Origin of the sequence: Streptomyces sp. NPDC058683, assembly GCF_042716195.1 — a bacterium.
Classification (GTDB): Bacteria; Actinomycetota; Actinomycetes; order Streptomycetales; family Streptomycetaceae; genus Streptomyces.
Genome location: NZ_JBHXSK010000004.1, coordinates 110783 through 130616, shown reverse-complemented (window position 1 = coordinate 130616; position 19834 = coordinate 110783). Strand labels below are relative to the sequence as shown.

Annotated in this window: 19 protein-coding genes and 1 pseudogene; 14 read left to right on the top strand and 6 right to left on the bottom strand. The window is 71.6% G+C overall.

From position 1 onward, the window contains the following. Nucleotides 1-13 precede the first annotated feature (13 nt). From ACFWXC_RS06050 to ACFWXC_RS06035, 4 genes are all read left to right on the top strand, one after another. Nucleotides 14-904: an SDR family oxidoreductase gene (locus tag ACFWXC_RS06050; protein WP_384473764.1), complete on the top strand. Its 891-nt coding sequence runs from the start codon at nt 14-16 to the stop codon at nt 902-904. 125 nt (nt 905-1029) lie between these two features. Further along, a complete protein-coding gene (locus ACFWXC_RS06045; protein ID WP_384473761.1) occupies nt 1030-1995 on the top strand; it encodes a nucleoside hydrolase in 966 nt (321 codons plus the stop codon). 129 nt (nt 1996-2124) lie between these two features. Further along, nucleotides 2125-3126 carry an ArsR/SmtB family transcription factor gene (locus tag ACFWXC_RS06040; protein WP_384473758.1) on the top strand — a complete coding sequence of 334 codons (1002 nt, stop codon included), beginning with the start codon at nt 2125-2127 and terminating at the stop codon, nt 3124-3126. A 190-nt stretch (nt 3127-3316) separates the two neighbouring features. After that, nucleotides 3317-3796, top strand: a complete 480-nt coding sequence (locus ACFWXC_RS06035; protein WP_384473755.1) for a hypothetical protein — start codon at nt 3317-3319, stop codon at nt 3794-3796. 68 nt (nt 3797-3864) lie between these two features. Here ACFWXC_RS06035 and ACFWXC_RS06030 read toward each other — a convergent pair whose 3' ends face one another. Further along, on the bottom strand, nt 3865-4803 hold the full coding sequence (locus ACFWXC_RS06030) for an LAETG motif-containing sortase-dependent surface protein (protein ID WP_384473752.1): 939 nt from the start codon (nt 4801-4803) through the stop codon (nt 3865-3867). Between the two features lie 287 nt (nt 4804-5090). Between ACFWXC_RS06030 and ACFWXC_RS06025 the strand changes: the two genes are divergently transcribed. Next, nucleotides 5091-6737 carry an alpha-amylase family glycosyl hydrolase gene (locus tag ACFWXC_RS06025; protein ID WP_384473749.1) on the top strand — a complete coding sequence of 549 codons (1647 nt, stop codon included), beginning with the start codon at nt 5091-5093 and terminating at the stop codon, nt 6735-6737. On the opposite strand, the gene ACFWXC_RS06020 is transcribed toward ACFWXC_RS06025, so the two are convergent. Then, the gene (locus ACFWXC_RS06020) at nt 6734-7519 is read right to left on the bottom strand and encodes a DUF4142 domain-containing protein (protein ID WP_384473746.1); all 786 of its coding nucleotides are present in this window, start codon (nt 7517-7519) and stop codon (nt 6734-6736) included. The two genes, ACFWXC_RS06025 and ACFWXC_RS06020, sit on opposite strands and share 4 nt — an antisense overlap. A 250-nt stretch (nt 7520-7769) precedes the next feature. Here ACFWXC_RS06020 and ACFWXC_RS06015 point away from each other — a divergent pair, with 250 nt between their 5' ends. From ACFWXC_RS06015 to ACFWXC_RS06005, 3 genes are all read left to right on the top strand, one after another. After that, nucleotides 7770-8498, top strand: a complete 729-nt coding sequence (locus ACFWXC_RS06015) for a DUF6445 family protein (protein WP_384473744.1) — start codon at nt 7770-7772, stop codon at nt 8496-8498. Between the two features lie 170 nt (nt 8499-8668). Continuing rightward, nucleotides 8669-9397, top strand: a complete 729-nt coding sequence (locus ACFWXC_RS06010; protein ID WP_384473741.1) for a DUF4232 domain-containing protein — start codon at nt 8669-8671, stop codon at nt 9395-9397. Nucleotides 9398-9499: 102 nt separating this feature from the next. After that, complete coding sequence (locus ACFWXC_RS06005; protein ID WP_384473738.1) at nt 9500-9913, top strand: hypothetical protein; 414 nt, start codon at nt 9500-9502, stop codon at nt 9911-9913. A gap of 9 nt (nt 9914-9922) precedes the next feature. Here ACFWXC_RS06005 and ACFWXC_RS06000 read toward each other — a convergent pair whose 3' ends face one another. Further along, nucleotides 9923-10951 (bottom strand): formylglycine-generating enzyme family protein, encoded by a 1029-nt coding sequence (locus tag ACFWXC_RS06000; protein WP_384473735.1) that lies wholly within the window; start codon nt 10949-10951, stop codon nt 9923-9925. A 234-nt stretch (nt 10952-11185) separates the two neighbouring features. Here ACFWXC_RS06000 and ACFWXC_RS05995 point away from each other — a divergent pair, with 234 nt between their 5' ends. After that, nucleotides 11186-11860 carry a hypothetical protein gene (locus ACFWXC_RS05995; RefSeq protein WP_384473732.1) on the top strand — a complete coding sequence of 225 codons (675 nt, stop codon included), beginning with the start codon at nt 11186-11188 and terminating at the stop codon, nt 11858-11860. Nucleotides 11861-12181: 321 nt separating this feature from the next. Further along, a pseudogene (locus ACFWXC_RS05990) lies at nt 12182-12400 on the top strand (pyridoxamine 5'-phosphate oxidase family protein); the annotation flags it as partial. A 150-nt stretch (nt 12401-12550) separates the two neighbouring features. On the opposite strand, the gene ACFWXC_RS05985 reads toward ACFWXC_RS05990, so the two are convergent. Then, a complete protein-coding gene (locus ACFWXC_RS05985; protein ID WP_384473729.1) occupies nt 12551-13057 on the bottom strand; it encodes a DinB family protein in 507 nt (168 codons plus the stop codon). A 516-nt stretch (nt 13058-13573) separates the two neighbouring features. Between ACFWXC_RS05985 and ACFWXC_RS05980 the strand changes: the two genes are divergently transcribed. From ACFWXC_RS05980 to ACFWXC_RS05965, 4 genes are all read left to right on the top strand, one after another. Beyond that, nucleotides 13574-13867 carry a hypothetical protein gene (locus ACFWXC_RS05980; protein ID WP_384473726.1) on the top strand — a complete coding sequence of 98 codons (294 nt, stop codon included), beginning with the start codon at nt 13574-13576 and terminating at the stop codon, nt 13865-13867. Beyond that, nucleotides 13864-15528 (top strand): caspase domain-containing protein, encoded by a 1665-nt coding sequence (locus ACFWXC_RS05975; RefSeq protein ID WP_384473723.1) that lies wholly within the window; start codon nt 13864-13866, stop codon nt 15526-15528. The genes ACFWXC_RS05980 and ACFWXC_RS05975 overlap by 4 nt, the downstream gene beginning before the upstream one ends. 419 nt (nt 15529-15947) lie before the next feature. After that, a complete protein-coding gene (locus tag ACFWXC_RS05970) occupies nt 15948-17084 on the top strand; it encodes a hypothetical protein (RefSeq protein ID WP_384473720.1) in 1137 nt (378 codons plus the stop codon). 344 nt (nt 17085-17428) lie between these two features. Next, a complete protein-coding gene (locus ACFWXC_RS05965; RefSeq protein WP_384473717.1) occupies nt 17429-17770 on the top strand; it encodes a DUF4333 domain-containing protein in 342 nt (113 codons plus the stop codon). A 3-nt stretch (nt 17771-17773) separates the two neighbouring features. On the opposite strand, the gene ACFWXC_RS05960 is transcribed toward ACFWXC_RS05965, so the two are convergent. Both ACFWXC_RS05960 and ACFWXC_RS05955 read right to left on the bottom strand, forming a co-directional pair. Beyond that, a complete protein-coding gene (locus tag ACFWXC_RS05960; RefSeq protein ID WP_384473714.1) occupies nt 17774-18481 on the bottom strand; it encodes a response regulator in 708 nt (235 codons plus the stop codon). After that, nucleotides 18478-19710 (bottom strand): sensor histidine kinase, encoded by a 1233-nt coding sequence (locus ACFWXC_RS05955; protein ID WP_384473711.1) that lies wholly within the window; start codon nt 19708-19710, stop codon nt 18478-18480. The genes ACFWXC_RS05960 and ACFWXC_RS05955 overlap by 4 nt, the downstream gene beginning before the upstream one ends. Nucleotides 19711-19834: the final 124 nt, after the last annotated feature.

The following is a 19834-nucleotide window of genomic DNA, read 5'->3' as shown; positions in this document are numbered from 1 at the left end:
CGGGAGAGCTGTCATGCGTGTCTTCGTCACCGGCGCCGGCGGTCATATCGCCTCCGCCGTCATCCCCGAACTGCTCCGGGCCGGACACGAGGTCGTCGGCCTCGCCCGGTCCGACGACTCCGCCGCGGCCGTGACGGCACTGGGCGCCGGGGTCCGCCGCGGCGACCTCGCGGACCTGGACGGGCTGCGGGCGGCAGCGCGCGACGCCGACGCCGTCGTCCATCTCGCCTTCGACCACGCGGCCATGGCCGCCGGGGACATGGCCGGTGCCGCGGCCACCGATCTGGAGGTGACCCGGGCGTTCGGCGAGGTGCTCGCCGGCACCGGCAAGACCCTCGTCGGGATCGGTATGGGGCGGGGCGACGGCAACGAGCGCATCGAGAGTGCGGTCAACGCGAATCCCCGGTCCGCCACCCGGGAGTTGCTCGGTGAGCTGGCCGGACAGGGGGTGCGCACGGTGGTCGTCGGGATTCCGCCGGTCGTGCACAGTGTGCGCGACCGGAGCGGGTTCCTTCCGATACTGATCCGGATCGCGCGGGCCACGGGGGTCTCCGGATACGCCGGGGACGGCGGGAACCGGTGGTCCGGTGTGCACACGCTGGATCTCGCCCGGCTGTACCGGCTGGCGCTGGAGAAGGCGCCGGCGGGAGCGGAGTTGCATGCGGTGGCCGACGAGGGGGTCACGGTGCGGGAGATCGCCGAGGTGATCGGGGGGCGGTTGGGGGTGCCGGTGGAGCGGGTGCCTCAGGAGCGGGTCGCCGGGCACTTCGGGTTCTTCGGGGCGCTCATCTCGATGGATGTGCCGGTGAACGGCGCGCGGACTCGGGAGTCGCTGGGGTGGGAGCCGGTCGAGGTGGGGCTGATCGGGGACCTTGAGGAGGGGCACTACTTCAAGAGCGAGTGAGTGAGTGAGTGGGCTGGTGGGGGTGGCTGTTGTGCCGTTCGCCCGCGCCGCCTGCCCGGCTGCCGTGCCGTTCGTTCGGGTGTTCTGATCGGCGCATAGAGTCGGGGTGACGGAAGGAGCCCCCCGTGACCGCTCAGCCCATCCCCGTGATCATCGACTGTGACACCGGTGTCGATGACGCCCTCGCCCTGTTGTTCGCCGTCCGGCATCCGGGGATCGATCTGCGGGCGGTGACCTGTGTCGCCGGGAACACGGACGTGGACGGGGTGGTCCGGAACACGCTGACCGTGCTGGAGCGGGCCGGGGCCGGGGACGTTCCCGTCGCGCGGGGGGCCGAGCGGCCGCTCATCGAGGCGGCGCGGTCGGCCCGCCATGTGCACGGCACGGACGGCATGGGCGACCTGGGTCTGCCCGCGCCCGCCCGCCGCCCCGCCGACGTCGACGCCGTCACCCTGCTCCGCCGCGAGATCCTCGCCTCACCCCGCCCGGTCACCCTCGTCCCGACCGCGCCGCTCACCAACATCGCCCTGCTGCTGCGCACCCACCCCGAGGTCACCCGCAACATCGAGCGGATCGTCTTCATGGGCGGCGCGGTCGCCACCGGGAACGCCACGCCGGTCGCCGAGTTCAACGTCTGGCACGACCCCGAGGCTGCCGCGATCCTGCTCACCGCCGGAGTGCCGATCACCATGTACGGCCTGGACGTCTTCCAGCGGGTCGTGGTGCCGGGCGCGGAGGTGCGGAGGCTGCGGGCGAGCGCGGAACCCGGCGCCCGGCTCGCCGGTGACCTGCTCGCCCACCGGCCCGCCGCCCCGGACCCGGACGGCGACGACCCGTCCGGCGGCCTCGGCGACGCCGGCGCGGTCTGCGCCGTCGCCGACCCGGCCGGCCTGACCACGCGCCGGCTCCCGGTCGAGGTCTCCCTGGCCCCGGGACCGACCCGGGGCCAGACCGTCGTCGACCGCCGCCCCCGTCCGGGCGAGGCCGAGATCCACGGCGGCGGCCGGGAACAGGCCAGGGTGGACGTGGCCCTGGACGTGGACGTGGCGCGGTACGTGAAGCTGTATCTGGAGACGGTCGTCACCGGCTAGGCCGAAGGCCAAAGCCAACTGAAAACACCCTTGTCCGCATCCAATGGGACGGGTGACGCTCATGGGGCACAACCTCCTGGTCATCGTCATGACCACCCCCGGTGACCGACCACCATCGGAGAACTCCCCATGTTGCGGGTGCACTTCACGCCCGACGACGTCGCACGGGTGCGGGTCGCCGCCGGGCCGGACCATCTCTGGGAGATCGCCAACAGTTTCCAGGGCCTGTTCCACGGCGCCGACGCCCTGTCCTTCGGGCCGTGGCGGCGGCTGGTGCGCCCCCGGCTGGGCGGCCCGGCGGACCGGCTGCTCGCCGGGCTGCTGCCGGGCCGCGGCTACTTCCCCGACTTCCTCACGCCCGCCGCCGGCGGCCACGGCGAACTGACGGCCGCCCTCGACACCGTGCTCGGCGCGCCCCGCACCGCTCTGCGCGCCGACCTCACCCTCCTCGCCGCCTCCCCGCTCCGCCGCCGCCCGTTACCGGACCTGGCCCGGGCGCTCGCCGACGGCGACCCCGAGGCCCTGCGCCGGCTGGGCGCCGCCCTGTCGGGCTACCACCGGCGTGCCCTCGCCCCCTACTGGCCGCAGATCCGCGCCCAGATCGACGCCGACCGCGCCGCCCGTGCCCGCGCGGTCCTGGCGGGCGGCACCGACGGGCTGCTGGCGAGCTTCGGTCCCGTGCTGCGCTGGCGGCCCCCGGTGCTGGAGGCCGACTACCCGGTCGACCGTGAAGTCCGCCTGAACGGGCGGGGGCTGGTGCTGCAACCGTCGTTCTTCTGCACCCGCAGACCCATCACCCTGGCCTTTCCCTCGCCCGACTGGACGCCGGTGCTGGTCTACCCGATCGCCCACACCCCCGGCTGGGTGAGCGGCGGGGCCCCGCGGGCCACCGAGCTGGGCGCGCTGCTCGGCCGTACCCGCGCGGGCATCCTGGAGGACGTGGTCACCGGCCGTACCACCGGCGAACTCGCCGCGCGCTTCGGCATCTCCGGCGCCGCCGCCAGCCAGCACACCGCCGTACTGCGCCGGGCCGGCCTGCTGTTCAGCGTCCGGCGCAGCAAGTACGTCGTCCACACCATCACCCCGGCCGGGCTCGCCCTGCTGGAGGCCCGGCCCTGGGGCCCGGCCTGACGGCCCCGGCGCCCGGCCTGACGGCCCCGGCGCCGTGCGCCGCCTTCGTCCCCGGTCCTGGTGCCAGGCCGATCGCGGTGCCGGTCTCCGGCACCCTGAAGCCACGGCTTAAACGTGTGGTGGCGGAACGGCGGCTGCGGACAGCCTGGTGGGCGTCCAGGTCGCCGTTCCTCACAGGGGGTTCATCAGAATGCGCGACACACGATCGATCATCGGGCTCCTCGGGGCGCTGGTGGTGGCGCTGGCGGCCCTGTTCGTCGCCGGGCCGGCCCAGGCCGCCGACGCGAGCGGCACCAGCAGGTCCATCACCGCGCCCGCGGCACCGGCAGGCGCGTCGGCGAAGATCGCGGCGGCGAACGCCCCGACGACCTCACCGGCGGTGAGTACGACGCACGTGGCACCCGGCGGAACCGCGCCCTGTGCCTCGGGCAACCTCTGCGCCGTGGTCTGGGACCCGACGACCAGCGACTACAAGGTGTTCTACTTCTACACCTGCAACAGGTACTCCCTCTCCTACTGGAACGGCGGGGGCACCTACGCCGACCACCAGACCGGTGGAGTCACCTCGTACTTCTACGGCCAGTCCGGCAACGTCCTGGCGACTGTCACTCCGGATCCGGCCACCTACTCCTTCGACTGGACTCCCGTCTGGTCCATCCGCAACTGCTGACCTCCGGGGACAGGTACGCCCCAGCCGCTCAAGACGGCTGGGGCGTACCTGCGTACGGGCTGTGCGGGTCAGGCGCGGGTCGCCTTACGGCGTCGCGTGGCGATGACGATCGCCGCACCGCCGGCCAGCAGCACGGCCGCGCCGCCGGCGACGAGCGGGGTGGTGGAGCTGGCGCCGGTCTCGGCGAGGTCGCCGCCACCGCCGGAGTTGGTGCTCGGGGCCGACGCGGGGGCGGTCGTCGACTCGGAGGCGGAGGCCGACGGGGTGGCCGTGCCCGTCGACTCGCTCTCCGAAGGCGACGGGGTCTCCGCGGCCGGCGGGGTGGTCTCCTCGGCCGGGGTCGACTCCGAGGCGGAGGGCGACGGGGACGGGGAGGACGACTCGCCGGTCGCGCAGTCCTTCGTGCCGCCGTTCCAGGACGCGATCAGCTTGTCCTTGATGACCGCGTGGTCCGGGCCGGCCGGCAGGTCGCCGTGCTCGAAGCCGTCGTTCGCGTCCTTCTCGCCGTCGAACTTGACAGCGCCCCGGTACAGGTCGATCTGCGCGAAGCAGCCGGCGTCCGGGACCGCGATGTCGAGGGAGTCGGTCTGGCCCTGCTTGACCGTCACCGAGTCGAAGTCGATGAAGATCTGCTCGCCCGAGGTGGCGAAGGTGGCGCCGTGGGCCAGGTAGGAGGCGAGCGAGGCGGTGCAGCTCGCGGCGCCGTCGGCGGCGCGCACCTTGATGTGGACCTTGCCGTCGTCGGTGACCTTCAGGTTCTGGTCGTCGACCTTCACCGAGTCGAAGAAGTTCGAGCCGTCGACCGAGAACTGGCACTTGTCGGTGCCGGTCTCCGTGCCGGCCCCGGTGCCGGGGCTGTAGTGGCCGCCGGACTTCCAGCCGTCACCGCCGGGGGTGCCGTGCGCGAAGGCGCCGGACGCCCCGGCGACGGAGGCGGCACACAGGGCGAACGACGCGAGGCCCGTCCCCAGCAGGCGGCGCGCGGTGACATGTCTGGCTATGGACATGGATATCCCATCGTGGATCTCGCGAGGAGGGCAGCGGAGGCTGCGGAAAGCGAAGAGGACACCAGGCTCATTGGTCACATGCGCCACGGTGTCCGCCCATGGTCGTGTGACGTGCCGAAGCCTGTCAACCTGCCCTGAATCAAGAGATGTTCGGGGCTCATTACAACTCCCTCACACGGGGAATGATTCGCTCCGGCCGGTGTGAAGGTTCGCTTTCTCGGCATTATGGACAGACTTGTTCTCGGTTTCCCCCCGCTCGAACTCCCTCCCGCCCGAAAGGAACGCGCGTGGTCGACCTCTCCTCCCGGAACCCCGACTGGTGGCGCCAGGCCGTGATCTACCAGGTGTATCCGCGCAGCTTCGCCGACGCGGACGGCGACGGGCTCGGTGACCTCCGGGGCGTCACCGAACGGCTGTCCCATCTGGGCGCGCTCGGCGTGGACGCCCTGTGGCTCAGCCCGTTCTACCCGTCCGAACTCGCCGACGGCGGCTACGACGTGGCCGACTATCGGGACGTCGACCCGCGCCTGGGCACCCTGGACGACTTCGACGCGATGGTCGCCGAGGCGCACCGGCTGGGCCTGAAGGTGATCGTCGACATCGTCCCGAACCACACCTCGCATCTGCACCCCTGGTTCCAGGAGGCCCTGCTCGCGGGCCCCGGGTCGGCGGCCCGCGACCGCTACGTCTTCCGGCCCGGCCGCGGCGAGCACGGCGAACTCCCGCCCTCCGACTGGCAGTCGGTGTTCGGCGGCAGCGCCTGGCGCCGGGTCCCGGACGGCGAGTGGTACCTGCATCTCTTCGCCCCCGAGCAGCCCGACCTGAACTGGGCCGACGAGGAGGTCCGCGCCGACTTCCGCACCACCCTGCGCTTCTGGTCCGACCGGGGCGTCGACGGCTTCCGCATCGACGTGGCGCACGCCCTGGTGAAGGACCTCGCCGAGCCGCTGCGGGACGTGGCGGAGTTCGGTGCGACCGGCGAGGAGGCGCTGGAGCGGGTACCGCCCGGCACGCATCCCTACTGGGACCGTGACGAGGTGCACGAGATCTTCCGGGACTGGCGCAAGATCTTCGACGCCTACACCCCGCCGCGCACGGCCGTCGCCGAGGCCTGGGTGCCCGGTGCCCGCCGCGCCCTGTACGCCCGCCCGGACGAACTCGGCCAGGCCTTCAACTTCGAGTACCTGCAGACCCCGTGGGACGCGGACGCCCTCCGCGAGGTCATCACCGGCTCCCTCGCCACCGCCCGCGCGGCCGGCGCCTCCGCCACCTGGGTGCTCTCCAACCACGACGTCGTACGGCACGCCTCCCGGCTGATGCTGCCGCCCGGCACCGACGAGAACGCCTGGCTGCTGTCCGGCGGCCGGGCGCCGGAGGTCGATGCTTCTCATGGTCTCCGCCGGGCACGCGCCGCCACGCTGCTGATGCTGGCGCTGCCCGGATCGTCGTATGTCTACCAGGGTGAGGAACTCGGGCTGCCCGAGGCCGCCGACCTGCCCGCCGCCGTCCTCCAGGACCCGATCTGGGAACAGACCGGCCATGCCCGCAAGGGCCGCGACGGCTGCCGGGTGCCGCTGCCGTGGACGGCGGGCGGACCGTCGTACGGCTTCGGGTCCGGCGGTGCCTGGCTGCCGCAGCCGCAGTGGTTCGCGTCGTACGCCGTCGAGACGCAGGCCGGTACGGCGGGCTCCACCCTGGAGCTGTACCGCACCGCGCTGCGGCTGCGCCGCAAGCTGATCGAGGGCGAGGCGCTGACCTGGGCCGAGTCGCCGGAGGGGGTGCTGCACTTCGCCCGGACGGAGGGCTGGCGGTGCGTCACGAACGTGTCGGACGCGCCGGTGCCCCTGCCGCCGGGCGAAGTGCTGCTGGCCAGCGTGCCGCTGCCGCTGGACGGCACGCTGCCGCCCGACACCACGGTGTGGCTGGGCGCCTAGCCGGCGGTGGGGTTGGGGGTCGGGGAGACGCCGGTGGCATTGCCATCGGCATTGCCGGTGCCGACGCCGGCCCCACTGCCCGTGAAGCCGTTCTCGCCCGGCAGGGCCGGCGGGCTGGTCGTGCTGTTGACCGGCGGGGTGAGGACGACCTGCGGCTGGCCCGCGTCCGGAGGCGGCGGGGTCAGGTCGGTGGCGGGCAGCTTCGGCGGGGTCGTCTCCTGGAAGAGGACCGACGGGAAGTCGACCAGGCCGGTCTGCTCCATCACCGTGATGTGGTCCAGGACCGTGGCGTTGGCCTGGTCGGCCAGGATCCGCACCAGGGTGTTCTGGGTGGTGGAGCGGATCTTGGCGATCGTGTTGAAGATCGAACCGTGCGTGATCCGCAGGATGTTGGCGAAGTCCGTGTCGAACTTCTTGCCGCTGTCCGCGTTCAGGGTGTTGACGAACCCCTGCTGCTGCGGAGAGGCCAGGTTCGGGAGGGTGATGTTGAGCATGGGCGCGATCTTGCGGCAGCTGGCGTCCAGCGCCGCGTGGCCGTCGATCAGGTGCTTGCTCGCGGTGAGGACCGCCTGGCTCTGGCCCTTCTTCAGGCCGATCTGGCCCACGGGGTACTCCCACAGCCCGGCCGCGCGCACCTTCACCACGAAGTCACGGTCGCCTTCGGTCAGGGGCCCCCACTGAGTGTTGGCGATGACGCGGGTCGTGTCGCTGGACACGGTGTTCACACCCAGCATGCTCGGGTACGCCAGTGCCGCGAGGGTCAGGCTGAGGGCTCCGCCCACAAAGAGAGTTCCCGTCGCGTTCCGCGAAAAGCGCACTGGTGCCTCCTGCCGGTCAGGTGTCCCGCGCAGGGGCGGGGTCGGTCGCCCATGAATACGGACGGGGGAAGCTCCGGAAACCTTTTGGTTTGGCAAAGAACTTGTGAGGCCTTGCCCTGCCGGGGGTGCCGCCTTCCCATGTCTTGGCCACGGGAGGGTGATGACTTCCCCTGGTCAGTGTGGCCATGACAAAGCCGCGGGCTAGCTTCGCCGCATGCCCCCACAGCCACCATCCGCGCGCGTTCCCCGCGGCGCCGCTCCCGGTCAGGGTCCCGGCCGTGGCCCCGCCGCGCTGCCCGTACTGCCCTACCGCAAGCCCACCAGGGGCCGTGACTACTGGGTGTTCGACGACGTTCTGCCGGACGTGGACGCCGTGCGCGAGCGCTGCCTGGCCAAGGACGACTGGGTCCAGGGATACCCGTACACCTCGGAGACCTGGCCCGGACTGCGCACCATGCCCGGCCTCGAACCCGCCGAACTCGCCGTCCTGGAAGGCCTGGTGAAGCAGGCGACCGGCGCCGGGAGACTGTGGGTGCAGCAGGCGCCCGGCGGCGGCACCCTCAACCACAACTGCGTCCAGGTCGTCGGCGAGGGCGAGAGCGAGCCGCGCCCGCACACCGACTCACGGGCGCTGTGCCGGTACGCGGCGGTGCTGTATCTCAACCCCGGTGTCGCCAAGGACTGCGGCACCGCCTTCTACCGCCAGTCGCTGCCCGGCGGCAGGCTCGGCGGCAACATCGTCCAGGCTCCCCACAACAACCTGGTCGAGGCGCTGGGGACCCGGTTCGTCCCGGGCGACCACTTCGAGGAGGACGTCCGCGTCCCGCACAAGTACAACCGGCTGCTCCTCTACAGCGCCAACCTCGTGCACAGCGCCACCGGTTACGCCGGCAAGACGCTGGAGGAGAAGCGGATGACGGCGGTGTTCTTCTGGATGGCCTGATGTCATGAGGGAGTTGCCACAAGGGAGTTGAGCCGCCGGATTCTGTAACGGCGGGCGTGACACGACCACGACGGTCCCGTGACGGCAGGTCCCGAACTTCCCTGCCCGGAGCCGCATCGAAAGAGGTGTCCGGCAGAGAGCCGGGAAGAACACCACCGCTGGGGGACCCCATGTCGAACCGTCGCCGCAACCTCCGCAAGGCCGCCGCCGCCCTGACCGGCGCCGCCGCGCTGATGGCCCTGCTGACCGCGTGCAACGGCACCGCGACCGGCTCCGTCACCTCCGACGGCGGTACGGCGGCTCCGGCGGCGGGCGACGCCACCGGCAACGGCGGCTCCACGGGCTCCGGCGGCTCGACCGGCTCCGGCGGCTCGACCGGCTCCGGTTCGGGTTCCGGTTCTACGCCGGCCGGGAACACCGGGTCGGGGAGCAGCACGGGTGGGAGCACGGGCTCGTCCACCTCGGGCGGTTCCTCGGCCTCCGGCGGCTCGGTGGCCGCCTGCCAGGCCTCCGGGCTCGGCTACTCCTGGGCCGACTCCGGCAGCGGCACCGGCCAGCAGAAGCACGCGGTCGTGGCGCTCACCAACAAGAGCGGCCACTCCTGCACGCTCTACGGCTTCCCGGGCGTCGACCTGGTCAACAGCGGTCAGCAGTGGTCGCTCCAGCGCACGAACGCCACCCCGAAGCGGGTCACCCTGGCGAACGGGGCCTCCGCCAACTTCACGATCACCTTCCTGGTGCCGGCGCAGGGCGACTCCACCACCTTCACGCCGACCACGGTCGTCATCACCGCGCCGGACCAGCGCACCTCGTACGACCTGCCGTGGCACGGCGGTGCCGTGGTGCTCCAGGACGGTGCGACCCACCCGGGGACGTACGTCGGCCCGGTCGGCGAGTGACGACCGGGGACCCGGACCCGGGACCCGGACCCGGGACCCGGGTTCACCTGTTCGGAGTAACACCTCTGGTGGCGGGCCGAGGTCGGCCGGATCGTCGTACCCATGACACAGCAGACGCATCCGGCACCCGCCCCGACCAGCGGCTGGACCACCGGCGGTGTCGTCTTCGCGGGGGTCCTCCTGCTGATCAACGGCGTCTTCGCCATTCTGCAGGGCATCTCCGCCATCGCCACCGACGACGTGTACACCCGCATCCACAACTACGTGTACAAGATCAACCTCACCGGCTGGGGCTGGATCCTGTTGATCCTCGGCGTACTCGGCGTCATCGCGGGCGCCGCCCTCCTCAAGGGCGCCCCCGGCTGGGCTCGCGGGGTCGGCATCTTCCTGGCCGCGCTGAGCATGCTCGCCCAGTTCCTGTTCCTGCCCTACGCCCCGCTCTGGGCCCTCATCATGATCGGCATCGACTTCTTCGTGATCTGGGCGCTGGCGGTGTACAAGCCGGAGCACGCCTGACCCCCCGGGTCACCCCGCGCCGCGGACGCAGCGGAAGCCGGTGTGGCCGGTGGAGCTGTCGGGGGTGTTGGCGGTGCGGGCGGCGACCCGGTAGCGGTTGCAGTAGGAGGCGTGGCACAGGTGCGAGCCGCCCCGGATGACGCGGGCGCTGCCGTGCTCGGTGCGGGCGCCGTGGTCGGTGTCCGTGCCCTGGTCGGCGTCCGGGCCGTGGGCGGTCGTCCACCGGTCGGCGCACCACTCCCAGACGTTGCCGGACACGTTGTGGAGGCCGTAGCCGTTGGGTGCGAAGGCGTCGACGGGGGCGGTGCCCAGGTATCCGTCGGCGGCGGTGTTACGGGTGGGGAAGGTCCCGCGCCAGATGTTGCACCGGTACTCCCCGTCCGGGTCCAGCTCGTCCCCCCAGGGATAGCGGGCCTGTTCCAGACCGCCCCGGGCGGCGTACTCCCACTCCGCCTCGGTGGGCAGCCGCTTGCCGGACCAGGAGGCGTAGGCGGCGGCGTCGTACCAGGAGACATGGACGACGGGATGGCGGCCGAGCCCGTCGAGCCCGCTGCCCGGCCCGGCCGGCCGGTGCCAGGCGGCCCCCGCGACCGCGCACCACCAGGGCGTCTCCGGCGGCCGGGGCGCGCCCCGGCGCAGCGCGGCGGGCAGGAACCCGGCGAAGACGTACGACCAGCCGAGCCGTTCGGCGTCGGTGACGTACCCGGTGTCGGCGACGAACGCGGCGTACTCGTCGTTGCTCACCGCGCAGGCGTCGACGAGGAACGGCGCCACGCGCACGGCCCGTACCGGCCCCTCCCCGTCCGCCGGAAAGCCGTCGGCGTCCGCGCCGCCCATGAGGAACTCACCACCGGCGAGCGCGACCATGCCGGTGGTCCCGGTGGTCCCGGTGGTCCCGGTGGTCCCGGTGGTCCCGGTGGTCCCGGTGGTCCCGGTGCTCCCGGGGCTGTCGCCGGGGCCGGGAAGAGGCCGCGCTGCCGAGGGGTCCGCGGGGGCGGAGGGCGCGCAACAGGCGGACGGCGGACGGGTGGACTCCATGTGCGGAGTGTGCCGCAGGCACCTGTGCCGACGGCGCGCTGGGGGGCGCCGGGTTACGACTGCTCGGCGCCGGGCGATGCCGCGGCACTGTACGACGAGTCGTGGCGCCGTACCGGGGTGGTCGTGGCCCCGTACGAGGAGTCGCGGCACCCGTGCTGCCTCCCGGCCAGCGATAATCCCCCTCATGGCACCCCCCTCTGCCGCCGAACTCCCCCGCAGGACACCGGCCGCCACGTGAACCTCAACCTCAGCGAGTTGCACCGCCGCCTGCTGCCGGACCTGCTGTCGGCCGGCGCCGCGTACCCCCTCGCCCTGACCGGCGACTACGCGGCCCAGGCCCACGGCCTGTCCGACCGCCCCGGCCGCACCCTGGAGGCCGCCACCCAGCACCCGGCGCCGATGCGGACGATCGCCGAGACGGTCGCCGCGGTGCTGCGCGACCGCGGCTGGCGGGTGAGCGTGCGCGAGACGGACCCGCTCTCCGCCCAACTCGTCGTCACCGACGCGGTGTCGGAGGAGGCCGGCGAGGTGGACCTCCTCAAGGAGGCCCTGTGGCACCCGCCGGTCCGGACGGAACTCGGCCTGACCCTCTCCCTCGAAGACACGGTCGGCATGCGGGTCTGGGCGCTGACCGACCGTGGCCTGCCCCGCGACCTCCTCGTCGTGCACGCGGCGGCGGACCGCTGGAGCCTCCCCGACCTCGAAGACCTCGGCCGCCGCCACGCCCGCGACACCTTCGACCTCACCGACCTCCAGTCCCGCCTCACCGGCACCGACTGGATGGACGACAGGGAGTTCACCGCGTACGGCCTGGACGACCAGGGCGTCACCGAACTCCGCCTGTGGGCCCTGGCCTGGGCCGACGACATCGCGGAACGGCTGATGGAGGCCCAGCCGCCGGAGGAATAGCACGGGCCTGCGCGCCGGGTGAGGCCGCTCGGATGCGTCGGCCTGTCCGCTCGTAGTACCCGGCTGGACGGTCGCCCCATGGTCTCGGCGGCCTGGCGGTGCGGTCGAAGCGGTAGGACTCGGGGTAGGCCGTACGGCGGAGCCGGTCGCGACAGGTGGGCTTGTCGGGCCGTTTCCGAACCCGCTCCACGTGGTCGGCGAGTTGTGCCACGGTGCGGATCGCCGTCTGCCCGTGGGCCGCGCCAGGGCGTGTTGTGAAAGTGGGCGTCCGGCTCATGCAGTCCATGAAAGTGCTGGACGGCCAGGGGTGTTGATCACTTCATGACTCAACGACCAGCGCCTCGCTCACTGTCCGACGAAGCCCTCTCCGGACTGCTTGGCCGGCAGCAGTTCGGCACGCTCGCGACCATCAAGCGCAGTGGCCACCCTCACCTGACAACCATGGCTTACAGCTGGGACCCCGAAGCCCGCACTGTGCGGTTCTCGACCACGGCCGACCGGATCAAAGTCCAGCACCTGCGGCGCAATCCACGCGCGGCGGGGCGGACGCCGCCCGCCGGCCCTGGTGATCAACGCGTTGAAGAACTCCCGGCCGTGGCGACGAGGTCCGACAAGCGGGCCTACGTCTTCCAAGGCACCGTCACCGTCGCCTCGATCCGACTCTGGCTCCGCCCCTGATCTCCGCCGGATCTAGTCGCCGGTCGTGCCGTCGAGCATCTCGCGCAGGATGTCCAGGTGGCCGTTGTGGCGGGCTGTCTCCTCGGTGAGGTGAAGGAGAATCCAGCGCAGGTCGACATGGAGGCCGTCGCGGACGGCTCGCCTGGCCTGGCTGTCCAGGCCATTCCCGGCGACCAGTTCGCGGTAGCGGGCGCTGTGTTCGGCGTATTCGTCGAGCAACTGCGTGAGCGGGAAGTCGACGGCGATACGCATCTCGCGGTCAGGGTCCTCCTCGGTCCAGGGACCCTGGTCTTCCTCACCGAGGAACACCACCTGGAACCAGTAGTACTCGACCCAGCGGAGGTGGTTGATCACTCCGCTCATGGTCATCAGCGGTGAGCCCGGCAGGAGCGACTTGCGGGCGTTCTCCGCAGAGACGCCATCGCACTTGGCGCGGGCGGTGTCCCGGGTGTAGTCGAGAAACGTGGTGAGCTGGGTGCGCTCGTCCCACTCAGGCGGTGTGTCGTCGATTCTGGTCATCGCGCGAAGCGTCCCCGATCACCGCGACCGATGTCGAGGTATTTATCGACGGGCTCACCCTGCTCCACCCAGCTCCTCGTCCGGCGGGTCGCCACAGCGAATCAGCGCCGGCGGGCCGCCCGGCATGATCCGCCGGACAGGCCCCAGGTCATAGCGGGCCCGCGCTGGTCGCAGCCGCTCGTCGAGGGGCCCGGCGCCTCGTCGTCAAAGTAGACACGTGCGGCCTCGGGGACCGCGCCACGAGCCTTGGCTTCGAGAATGACGCCAGGTGATGTGTGCGGCATTCGCGCGACCCGGGCGGTACAGGCTCTTGTTCATTCCGACGTCGTTTCCCTGGGGGGGTCGGTATCAGGAAGTCGGCGGTGGCAGACCCCGTTCGTTCCGCAGTTTTCGCCGACTCCGCGCCGACTGGAAGATCTCGGCCTACCGCTCCAAGGGAGCATCAACACCAGGGGAAGGGAGCGCACCCCCGCCGATCGGGGTTTTCGGCTCCCAGGAGGCGCGACCTTCCCTATCGTGGGCGAGATGGAAAGGCTGGGGGAAAGCATGTACATCCGGGTCGCGACGACTGCCGACGGCGGGCAGGAGGCCATATCCGACCTGCCGATGTCCTATGCAGCCTGGCGCGCCGCGCGTTCGGCCGCTCCGCCGATCACTATCGCCGTCACGGCAACCGGCCGGCCCCTCAAGGTGGACGACGCGTCCCATGAGACGATCCGGCGCATCGTGGAGACGCTGCGGGCGGCGTCCGGGAGCGACCGGACCGAGGGACCGGAGCAGGCCGGTGCTGGAGCGGGGAGCAGCCAGTGAGCCGGTTGCCCGACCCGGCCAGATCCCGTGCCGTGATCATTGGGGTGGACAGCTACGGCGCGCTGCCCGATCTGCCGTCGGTGGTGAACAACGTCAACCGCCTGGCGAAGGTTCTGGGCGACCCCGACCTGTGGGGGCTGCGGTGCCCCGATCAGTGCACTGTCCTGCTCAATCCGCCTTCCCCGGACACGGTACTGGACGCCGTGCACGATGCTGCGGCCGAGGCGGAGGACGCCTTTGTCGTGTACTTCGCGGGCCACGGCCTCGTCTCTCCGAATGGTGAGCTCTATCTGGCTCTGCCGAAGTCGCACGCACAGCGCCTCTACCGTGCCGTGGCGTATGAGGACCTGCGCCAGCAGTTGGTCGACGCCTGTACGGCTACGAGCAAGGTGGTGATCCTGGACTGCTGCTACAGCGGCCGGGCACTTGTCGGGCACATGGGTGCCGCGGTCGAGGTGGCCAACCACGCCATGGTCGAAGGCACTTACCTGATGACTGCCTCCGCTGAAACCAAACTTGCCTGGGCGCCCGAAGGGGAGACATATACCGCCTTCACCGGCGAACTCCTGAAGGCCCTGGAATTCGGGATCCCCGGTGCCTCGGATCCGCTGGAGATGGAAGCGCTGTTCTGGTACGTACGCGGGGAGTTGGAGGCGAGGTCCTGGCCTGTTCCGCAGCAGCGGGCACGCAATGCCGGTAACGCCATCGCCCTGGTGCGCAACCGCGCGGTGGCCGCGCCGTCAGGCCGACCGGACGGGCACGCAACCTCGTTGCGGCCGGAGGCTCCGCTGCTGGAGCAGCTGGGAGGCGCATACGACGCGGCTTCCTCACCGGGTGGAGTCATGGACGAGGGCGTCGGCGCGGCGGTGACCGACAGAAGACCACCTCCTCGGCCGGTCGATTCCGGACCGCTTGTCGTCGACCTGCTGCGCAAGGAATCGGGAGATCGGCCGACGGGCCGGCACACGGGGTTGTCGCTGCGGCACGCGGTGGACGGCGACTCCACGCCGGGGCATCGGGAGCCGGCCGGCGAGGCAGCCGACCCGGTGCTCGGGAGATGGAAGCGTTGGTGCTGGCTGACCGCCCTGGCTCTGCTGGCTGTTGCCCCTTTCGGAATCAGGTATCTGGAGGACGGCACCGGGAAGAGCGGGCACGACCCGTTGCAGGGGCACTTGGCACATTCGTCTGCGACACCGACACCATCGCCGACAAGCGCGTACGTACGTGCTCAGGGACCAGAGTTCAGCACCGATGTGCCGACGGGTTGGCAGTCACACGCCAGGAACTCCTCCGGACAGTACCGGTACACGCACGGCGCCTACACGCTCACTGTCGTCCCCGGCCGTGATTCCACTGCGGCGAATTCCAAGAGCCTGCTTGGCTATCAAAGCGATATCGAACCGGAACTGCAGATCTATCGGGATTCTAACTGGGCCACCGGGAGCGGATTTCGTGAGATCAAGGTCGGTGGGCATAACGCGGCTGTCGGGAATTTCACGTGGGACACGAAGGAAGGGAAATCCGTATACGCAAATAACACGGTTTTGCTCATCGAGGGCCACTACCACGTACTGCTGACGACGGGTCCCGAAGGCGAGCGTAAAGAAGTCGCCCGGGTGCACGATGAGGCGGTCAAAGCATATAGGTCCAAGACGGGCTGAGATCTCGCGAGGTCGGGGTCGAGCACGGCTGGATCATCGCAGGCCGGCTGGTAGTAGGTGCTTACGTGGAATACGAGAAAGCCGGTGAGCTTCACCGCGTGGCCACTCGGGATGGGGTCTCACCGGACAGCGCAACGTCGGCCGTCTCCGGCGCCCCCCGGTCGGTTGGGTACTCGATGTTTGTCGGCCAGGTGCTCAGAAGATGCGGGCACACCCCAGAAGTCCGGCCCAGTGGGCCAGTGCCGTTGGCGTGGCTGCCGTGTTCAGGTCGGCGCGGAGCCTTCGGCTCGGCTGCCCCTTTACTTGTCCGCGATGTCAGGCCGAGAATGTCCTGCCCCCACCTGGACCAGACGGAACAGCGCACCTCCCCCCCACTCCCCTGACCACCCCGTCACCGGAGCCTCGGAGAAAGGTGCGCCATGCGACGTGCCACAGTTCTTACCCGTTTGTGCGGAGGTGCCGCGCTCGTCGCGGTTGCCGTCGCGGTCGGTCTCGTCCTCGTACGGCACGACGCGCCCACTCCCAGGTGGGACATCATCGAGACCCTCGGGGTCGCGGCCTTGGCCGTCGGCGGATGGATACTCGCGTGCCGGACGGCGCCCGCGGTGCGGGTCGAGTCGCCCGTGCCGGCGCAGGCCTCGATCCCGGGCGCGCTACGCCAACCGCCCCACGACTGGGGCCTGGCGGCGGGCGTGGTGCTGACGATCGTCACGCCGCTCGCCGTACTGCGGTTCGGAGTCACCCTGTACGAGGGGGTGCTGACAGTCCTCGCCCCCATCGTAGGGATGGGCCTCGGCTTCTGGCTGCTCGTCTACGTCGCGACCGACCTGTTGGGGCACCGGCTGGGCGCCCGCCAGCGCGTCCTGTGCGCGGACGCCGCCGCAGGGCAGGTGCACGCCGTGCGCGTACGGATCGAGGCACCCGTCTGGAAGCGGTACGAGACGCGCGGCGACAAGCCCGGCACGATCAAGGCCGAGCACACGCACTGGCTCGAAGTGTCACCGGTCGGGGGTGGCCGCCCACTGCAGGTCTATCCGATGTATCCGGCGGGCGGCGGCACCGGCCTGACGCGCACCACCACGGACCTGCTCCAGGCCGGACTCCAACTCGGCGGCCACCAGGCCTGGATGTGCCTGCCGACGCGCTGGAAGCTGATCGACAAGGGACTTCCCGTAGCCCTGGTCGCCGACACCGGGCACGTGGTGTGGGGCGAGCTCCCCCGCGACGCCGCCCGCCAGTACGTCGCCGACCCCGTCAACGGCGCTTCCGTCAACCTGCACCCCACCTCACCCGACCGCCCGAGCCTCGCCGTGGCCGGCCGCGCGAAGTTCCGCCGGGATCTGCACGGACGCCAACTCCTCTGGCTGCTGGCCGCGTTCGCACTGGCCGCACCGGCTCTGCTCGGCGCCGTGACGGGCTTCCCCGGCTCGTTGCTCTGCCTCGGCACGGCGGTGGCCGTGGCCGCCTCCGGCCTGGGTGTCACCCGCCGCGCCGGGGAACTGCCGGGCGAGATCGGCTGGACGGTCCGCGAGAGCCGGGATCCGGCGATCCGGTAGGCAAGCCGTGGGGCAGGGCAGGGGAAGCGGAGCAGGCGGCCCGGAGTCCGCGCAGCGCAGTAGACGCTCGCCACAGCGGCACGCGTGGTGTCCGCGGCCGGCGCCCCGGCCTTCTGCGTGCGCGCCGCCCGCGAGGGCACGAGGCCTGCGTGACCGGTTGGCGGGGCCGGGACGGCCGGGCGGGCGTCGGATGGCTGCCGTCGGATGGCTGCCGTCGTCCTTTCGGCCGGGGTCCGGGGGGTGCAACCGGCCGCCCGGCCGAGGTGGCGGTGGTGGGCGGCGAAGGAAGCTCTGGGGGAGCAGCCGGTAGGGTCCGGCCGTCGCGGGAATCGAAGGAGCACCCCATGAAGAAGCGCATCGTCCTCGCAGTGGCCGCGGCTGCCGTAGTGGCCGGGGGCGTGGTGACGGCATGGAACGTGTTCGACAACTCCTCGGTCGCCACCGCGAGCGGAGCCGGTCACACGGTGCCGCGCGCGGAGGTCGAGAAGCTCGCCAAGGAGAACTACGCCATCCCCTTCGTCCAGGACGGCCCGCAGTCCGTGAGCTGCCCGAGCGGGCTGCCCGCGAAGATGGACTACACCGTGCGGTGCACCGCCGTCTTCAAGGGCAGGAGCAGCACGATGCTGATCTCCGTGACCGGAGTGCACGGCGACCGGGTGAGCTTCGACTACGGCCTGGAGAAGTAGGGTTCAGCGGTCGCCGACCACGCCGCTGCGCCAGGCCCAGGCGGCGATCTCCACGCGGTTCCGCAACCCCAACTTGGCCTGGATGCTCGCCAGATGGGACTTGACGGTGGAGAGCGAGACGACGAGCTCGGCGCAGACCTCCTGGTTGGTCCGCCCGTCGGCGACCAGCCGGGTCACATCCAGCTCCCGTTCCGTCAGCGGTCCGGAGGATGCCGGGCCGCCCCCGGCGGGCCGCTGTTCACCGATCCGCTTCAGCAGCCGTACGGTCACGGCGGGGGAGATCAGCGCATCGCCGCGGGCCGCCGCGCGTACGGCCTCCACCAGCAGTCCGGGGCCCGCGTCCTTCAGCAGGAACCCGCAGGCGCCGTTGCTCAGCGCGCCGTAGACGTAGTCGTCCTGGTCGAAGGTGGTCACGACCACCACGCGCAGCGGGTCGACGGCCTTCGGGCCCGCGAGCAGCCGGGTCACCTCCAGCCCGTCGAGTTTCGGCATCCGGATGTCGACCAGGCAGACGTCGGGGCGCACCCGCCGCGCCAGGTGCACGCACTCCGCGCCGTCGGCCGCCTCGCCCACGACCTCGATGCCGGGCTGGGTCTCCAGGATCAGCCGGAAGCCCGTGCGCACCATGTCCTGGTCGTCGGCGATCAGGACGCGGATCGCCGAACCGCTGCCGCTGGCACTGACGTTGGCGCTGCCGCTGGCGTTGCTCATGCGGGCGATCCTGTCACAGCGCCGCGCAGCGGGAACTCCGCCGTCAGCCGCCAGCCGCCGTCCTCGGCCCGGCTCGCGTGCAGCGTGCCGCCGACGGCCTCCGTGCGTTCGGTCAGCCCGACGAGGCCCAGGCCGCCGCGCCCGCCGAGGGGTTCGGCGTGCGGCGCCGCCTGCCGGGGCGGCGGCGCGTTGTGCACCTCGACCCGCAGCCGCCGGCCGGCCGCGTCCGCGCCGCCCGCGCCCGCCTCCCCCGACAGAGCGACCCGCACGGAGACGGACGGCGAACCGGCCGCGTGGCGGCGTACGTTCGTCAGCGCCTCGCGCACCACGTTCCGTACGGAGGTCTCCACCTCGGGGGCGGGCCGCGCGTGCCGGACCTCGGCGGCGACCTGGAGGGTGGCGGGGACGTCGTCGCGCTCGGAGAACCTGGCGACCAGTTCGCCCAGTTCGGCGTAGAGCTCCCCCGGCCGTACCGCTCGTACGTCGTCCTCGCGCAGCACGCGCACCAGCTTGCGCATCGACTCCAGGGTCTCGGACCCGGCCTGTTCGATACCGCGCAGCAGCGGGTCCACCTGCTCGGGCGCGATCTCGCGGATCGTGCGGGCGGCCTGTGCCTGGACGACGATGCCGGTGACGTGGTGGGCGACGAAGTCATGGAGTTCGCGGGCGAGTTCGAGGCGTTCGCTGTGGCGCGTGGCGGCGACGGCGCGGCTTCTGCGGTCGTCGAGACTGCGCAGGTAGGAGCCGAGGGCGACGGCGCCGCCGGTGAGGAAGATCGTGGCGAAGGAGAAGTAGACGTTGCCGCCTCCGGCCATCCGCATGGGTGCCGGGATCACGGCGGAGGCGATCGCCGTGGCCAGTGCGGCGGCCAGCCATGGCTGCGGGGTCTCCCTTGAGGCGCGGACCAGCAGGAGCAGCAGGCACAGCGTCTCCAGCAGACCCCAGTCGGCGAACGTCGAGGTCAAGGACGTGAAGAAGGCCAGGGTCACCGTCCAGGAGACGAGTACGGCGGCTCCGGCGCCCCAGGCCGACGCGCGATGTCGCTCCGGCAGCAGCAGCGCCACGACCGCGACCAGGCCCGGGGCCAGCCTCCACCACACGCCGGGGCCGTCGAGCCCGGACGTGGCGGCGACGTCGGCCACGTCGACCGCCCACAACAGCGCCATGACCACCGCGAGCGCGGTGAGGGCCGTACGGGGCAGCCGGGGAGTCGGGGCGTGATCGTCCATGTCTCGCACGTCGTTTCGCACATCCCGCAGCGTAGGGGCGGCTCCCGTCGGGCGGCCTCGGCCGAAAGGACGACGCGGCGGCCGTGAACCGGTCGCCCGGCCGAGGCCAAGGGCCGTGCCGGTG

Excerpts from the sequence above, each read along its gene's own strand:
- ACFWXC_RS05965 (WP_384473717.1), top strand. The coding sequence starts at position 17,429 with ATGAAGAAGCGCATCGTCCTCGCAGTGGCCGCGGCTGCCGTAGTGGCC.
- ACFWXC_RS05960 (WP_384473714.1), bottom strand. The coding sequence starts at position 18,481 with ATGAGCAACGCCAGCGGCAGCGCCAACGTCAGTGCCAGCGGCAGCGGT.
- ACFWXC_RS05970 (WP_384473720.1), top strand. The coding sequence starts at position 15,948 with ATGCGACGTGCCACAGTTCTTACCCGTTTGTGCGGAGGTGCCGCGCTC.
- ACFWXC_RS05955 (WP_384473711.1), bottom strand. The coding sequence starts at position 19,710 with ATGGACGATCACGCCCCGACTCCCCGGCTGCCCCGTACGGCCCTCACC.
- ACFWXC_RS06050 (WP_384473764.1), top strand. The coding sequence starts at position 14 with ATGCGTGTCTTCGTCACCGGCGCCGGCGGTCATATCGCCTCCGCCGTC.
- ACFWXC_RS06010 (WP_384473741.1), top strand. The coding sequence starts at position 8,669 with ATGTCGAACCGTCGCCGCAACCTCCGCAAGGCCGCCGCCGCCCTGACC.
- ACFWXC_RS06030 (WP_384473752.1), bottom strand. The coding sequence starts at position 4,803 with ATGTCCATAGCCAGACATGTCACCGCGCGCCGCCTGCTGGGGACGGGC.
- ACFWXC_RS06040 (WP_384473758.1), top strand. The coding sequence starts at position 2,125 with ATGTTGCGGGTGCACTTCACGCCCGACGACGTCGCACGGGTGCGGGTC.
- ACFWXC_RS06015 (WP_384473744.1), top strand. The coding sequence starts at position 7,770 with ATGCCCCCACAGCCACCATCCGCGCGCGTTCCCCGCGGCGCCGCTCCC.
- ACFWXC_RS06035 (WP_384473755.1), top strand. The coding sequence starts at position 3,317 with ATGCGCGACACACGATCGATCATCGGGCTCCTCGGGGCGCTGGTGGTG.
- ACFWXC_RS06005 (WP_384473738.1), top strand. The coding sequence starts at position 9,500 with ATGACACAGCAGACGCATCCGGCACCCGCCCCGACCAGCGGCTGGACC.
- ACFWXC_RS05985 (WP_384473729.1), bottom strand. The coding sequence starts at position 13,057 with ATGACCAGAATCGACGACACACCGCCTGAGTGGGACGAGCGCACCCAG.
- ACFWXC_RS06000 (WP_384473735.1), bottom strand. The coding sequence starts at position 10,951 with ATGGAGTCCACCCGTCCGCCGTCCGCCTGTTGCGCGCCCTCCGCCCCC.